At 47.6% G+C, this 4,244-nt stretch carries 4 protein-coding genes; all 4 read right to left on the reverse strand.

Features of this window, described 5'->3' with window-relative positions:
* Positions 1-472, reverse strand: a 472-nt coding sequence (locus GX419_04630) for a hypothetical protein (protein NLI23975.1), incomplete at its 3' end; no start/stop codon positions are given.
* Positions 473-701: 229 nt separating this feature from the next.
* Positions 702-2,096, reverse strand: coding sequence for a Gfo/Idh/MocA family oxidoreductase (locus GX419_04635; GenBank protein NLI23976.1), 1,395 nt, complete (start codon positions 2,094-2,096; stop codon positions 702-704).
* Positions 2,097-2,130: 34 nt separating this feature from the next.
* Positions 2,131-3,030, reverse strand: a complete 900-nt coding sequence (locus GX419_04640; GenBank protein ID NLI23977.1) for a PIG-L family deacetylase — start codon at positions 3,028-3,030, stop codon at positions 2,131-2,133.
* 142 nt (positions 3,031-3,172) lie between these two features.
* Entirely contained in the window at positions 3,173-4,114 is a 942-nt protein-coding gene (gene ppk2 / locus GX419_04645) for a polyphosphate kinase 2 (protein ID NLI23978.1), read from the reverse strand.
* Positions 4,115-4,244 lie beyond the last annotated feature (130 nt).

A 4,244-nucleotide genomic window follows, 5' to 3' on the forward strand; every position in this document is an offset into this window, starting at 1 on the left:
AAAATGTAATTCTCAGCGACAAACCCAGAGCAGAACTGTGGGTAAGCCGGTCGGGAAAACGCAGGGCAACCGGACTTATACTTTTGTTGAACATTCTGGCTGCATTGACGGAGTGACGGGCATACGCATTGTAGAGGGGAATGGAAATCAGGGCGAGTCCAAGTCCGCTTCCGAAAAGCGGATAATTCATCTTTGCTCCGGCAAGATTTTGTCCGACAGCCCAGCCCATCATTGCGCCTCCTGCAATACCAACCGGCACATAGATGTTGTAGTTCAGCACCGCTTTGTGCATTTCTTCTTTTGCACCGGGAGTATGTCTCACCAGATCTTCCATCTGGCCCGGTCTGAGCATTTTGCCCTGATAACGGAAAACAGCCGTTCCGAAACCCTTTTTGTAATAAATGGTATCAGCTTGCTGACTAAAAGCATTGCTGACACATACCGTTAGAATCAGAATAAATAAACCGCGCATGACATGTGGAACAGAAATCGCAAAGTTAAAAAATTCAGAAAAATTCCTGAACCAAAAACGAAAAAATTCTCAGAAATTTCCAATTTCCAATTTCCTTTATGAGATCACGCTATGAAAACCTGAACACATTAATGGGAAACAGGAAATGGGAAATGGGAAATTCATTAATGGGAAATAGGAAATGGGAAATCGGAAATTCAATCATGGGAAATCGGAAATTATTTTGTTTCTAAACCAGCTTCATATTGACAGGATCCCAGCGGATAATTTTGTTTTTAAAATAGCTTTCATTGCAAGCAAGGCAGGGAGCTGCCGCACGGAATCCAAATTCTGCATCCTCCACAACCGGTTTGCCTCCTCTGACGGCAGTGAAGAAGTTGACAAAATGGTCAAGGTGTTCGTCGTAGCCATCAGGTGCCTTATAAACAAACGGAGGTTTTTCGGGTCGTTTCTGGTCTTCGGCTGAATATTTCCGGTTGTATTCTTCCAGCAGTTTTTTCTGCATTGCTTCAGGGTATGTATCGAAGGCATCCCAGCCGCCAATTCCGGGAGCTTTTGACATGATGCTGTGGGTAACGGTAAAATCGTTCCAGCCCAGTTCCATCACCCCTTCGCTTCCTATCAGGCGGGTGATCCCCTTTTCTCCGGCGCCGCTGATAAAATTCACCCGCAGTGTTACCTGAAACTGTGGATGCTCAGGTGTTTCAGGATATTCCATCAGAGCCATCATCACATCGGGCACATCACGGCCGTCTTTCCAGTAACACAATTGTCCGGATGAAAAGATTTTAACGGGCCCGTAAGAACCAGTGATCAGATGAATACCTGAAAGAAGATGCACAAAAAGATCGCCCGAAACACCGGTGCCGAACTCCCTGTAATTTCTCCACCAGAAGAACTGTTTCGGATCGAACGGCCGGGGGGGAAGTCCTGCAGTATATCGTTTCCAGTCGACCGTCTGCTCGGAGGCATCAAGAGGCATGGTATATTCCCAAGCACCAAGGGCATCCTGCCTGTCGAAGGAAGCTTCAACCGAATTGAGCTGCCCCAGAATTCCTGCCCTGAACATCTCCTTCGCCTTCCACAGGGCAATACTGCTCACCCTCTGGCTTCCCACCTGCATCACCTTTCCGCTCTTTTTCCAGGTTTCAATTACATCCCGGCCTTCCTCAAATTTCTGTACCATTGGTTTCTCGCAGTAAACATGCTTTCCTGCTTTGAGAGCATCCATGGTAATGCGGGCATGATAATGGTCGCTGGTAGCTATAATAACTGCATCAATATCTTTGCGGCTGAGGATTTCCTGGTAATCGCGGGTAACGAACAGGTCTTTCCCGAATTTTTCCTTTGCCCTTTCCAGACGCCCGGTATAGAGATCACAGACAGCCACCAGCTTCACACCCGGCACTTTCAAAGCCGTTTCGATGTTCTGATGTCCCATAATCCCCACTCCGATGCAGGCTATGCGAAGGGTATCGTTCGGGCCGAATTTACCGGCCAGCAGCTGATTTTTCTGTTCTTCTCTTTCCTGTGCAGCCAGCAGAACACCGGAACTGCCTGTTGATAACACAGCCGCAGCAGCGGCAGTACGACGGATAAACTCCCTACGGTTTGTTGGTTTCATACTTCATTTTGCATTTGGTTAGTAATCAGTCAGTTTATCTATTTATTACTTTTCCCGCCGGCGAAAACATCGGAAACAGCCGCCGGATCTGTTGTTCATCGGGTTGCGCTCCGTACTCACATATTTCGAAGGCTTCGGTATATTTGACAGAGGGCAGTCGGTCCCTGCCATACCATTTTTCCAGCACAGGCTTTTGCGTTTCGGAAACGGCATAATAGGGAGCATAGTGTTTCATAAGCCAGTTAAAACGCTGGGCCGGGTCGGCGGGCACGTCTTTTTCGTAATGGCCAATCCATGGAAGCCATTCATACACCTGCGAAACATGGGCATCCAGAGCGCGGAACTTTTTTTCCAGCACAGGGGTTATATCGACAACAATGTCAGGCCGGAACGGATTAGGACGCTGAAAATGATCGCTCATATACAGAAAAACTGGATTATCATGAAGCGCCGGTGTACCGCTGAGAATATTCGGAACTGTCACCATATAGGCTGCATCCTGCACCAGGATACCTGTGTACCGGTGGTCGGGGTGGTAATCGTTGGTACGGTGCGTGATGACAATATCTGCCTTCCATTCCCTGATCAGCCTGATAACGGTAAAACGGTTTTCGAGGGTAGGCATCAGTTCACCATCATGGTTGTCAAGTACTTCATAAACAATGCCCAGACGGCGGCCGGCTTCCCGTGCTTCCTCCATTCTGCGGCTGGCGAGTACTCCGCCCGAGATGCTCTGATGACCCTTGTCTCCATTGGTCATTGAAACAAATTTAACGGCACAGCCGGCCTCGGCATAGAGGGCGGCCAGACCTCCGGCACCTTCATCGCAATCGTCCGGATGAGCTCCGATAACCAACACCCGCACAGGGTTATTCTGGGCCAGAAGGGAAAATGATAACAAAAAGGAAAAGAAAAACAGAAAAAGCTTTCGCATACGTTTTATTTTTTAGGAAGATTCAAATATAAAAAAAGTTCCCAGGTTTGGGTCGCCCCTCAGGAAAAAAGAAAACCAATGAAAAAGTTCTTCCTGCCGGACGGAAGGGAATGAATGGAGAAAGACCTGTGTTTGCAGATGATCAATAGATCTGCGGCACAAAGGTTTGTTCCTCTTTTGGCGGCCTTACATAGGCTGTATCAATGCGTCGCGGAGGCAGTTTAAACGGTTTTGGGGTAAGGTCCTCATAAGGAATCAAAGACAGGAAATGGTGAATGCAGTTCAGGCGGGCTCTCCTCTTGTCATCGGCTTCCACAACATACCAGGGACATTGTTTCGTGTCGGTATAGGCAAACATTTTGTCCTTGGCCATGGAATATTCCACCCATTTGTTGCGGGATTCCACATCCATTGGGCTGATTTTCCAACGTTTGGCCGGGTCGTTGATGCGGTCCTGGAAGCGGCGTTCCTGCTCTTCGTCGCTGATGGAGAACCAGTATTTAATCAGGATGATTCCTGAACGAACGAGCATTTTTTCGAATTCCGGACAGGAACGGAGAAATTCTTCGTATTCTTCATTGGTGCAAAACCCCATTACATGTTCCACACCGGCGCGGTTATACCAGCTACGGTCGAAGAGGACAATCTCACCTCCTGCCGGAAGTTGGGAAACATACCGCTGAAAATACCATTGTGACTTTTCTTTTTCGGTAGGGATTCCGAGGGCAACCACACGGCAAATACGGGGATTCACAATGCCGGAAATGGTTTTGATGACTCCGCCCTTTCCGGCAGCGTCGCGGCCTTCGAAAATGACAACCACCTTCAGTTTCTGGGCCTTAACCCATTCCTGGAGTTTGACCAGCTCCACGGCAAGCTTTTCCAGCTCTTTTTCGTATACCTTGCGTTTCATGCGGGAATGAGGCTGGTCATGAATGTCGTGGTAAAGGGCGCCTTCGGCTACGCTCTCTTCCTGGTCATCCTCGGTTTTTTTTGATGGTTTGGTTTCTGATTCTGCCGTTAAAAGAGGCTTTTCGTCTTTTTCTTTTTTGGATTTCTCCTTTTTGTTTTTATGTTTTCCCATATGGCACAATATTTCAGGTTATGGAAGAGCAATGAGCAAGATATTAAATTCAATGAAGATTTCAAAGGTTTTTTTGAATTTTTAACTGCCCAATACTTCAGAAGCGATTGATGGGCTTTGGGTGATCAAT

The sequence above is a fragment of the Bacteroidales bacterium genome (assembly GCA_012517825.1).
Classification (GTDB): Bacteria; Bacteroidota; Bacteroidia; order Bacteroidales; family JAAYUG01; genus JAAYUG01.

Excerpts from the sequence above, each read along its gene's own strand:
- GX419_04635 (NLI23976.1), bottom strand. The coding sequence starts at position 2,096 with ATGAAACCAACAAACCGTAGGGAGTTTATCCGTCGTACTGCCGCTGCT.
- GX419_04640 (NLI23977.1), bottom strand. The coding sequence starts at position 3,030 with ATGCGAAAGCTTTTTCTGTTTTTCTTTTCCTTTTTGTTATCATTTTCC.
- ppk2 (NLI23978.1), bottom strand. The coding sequence starts at position 4,114 with ATGGGAAAACATAAAAACAAAAAGGAGAAATCCAAAAAAGAAAAAGAC.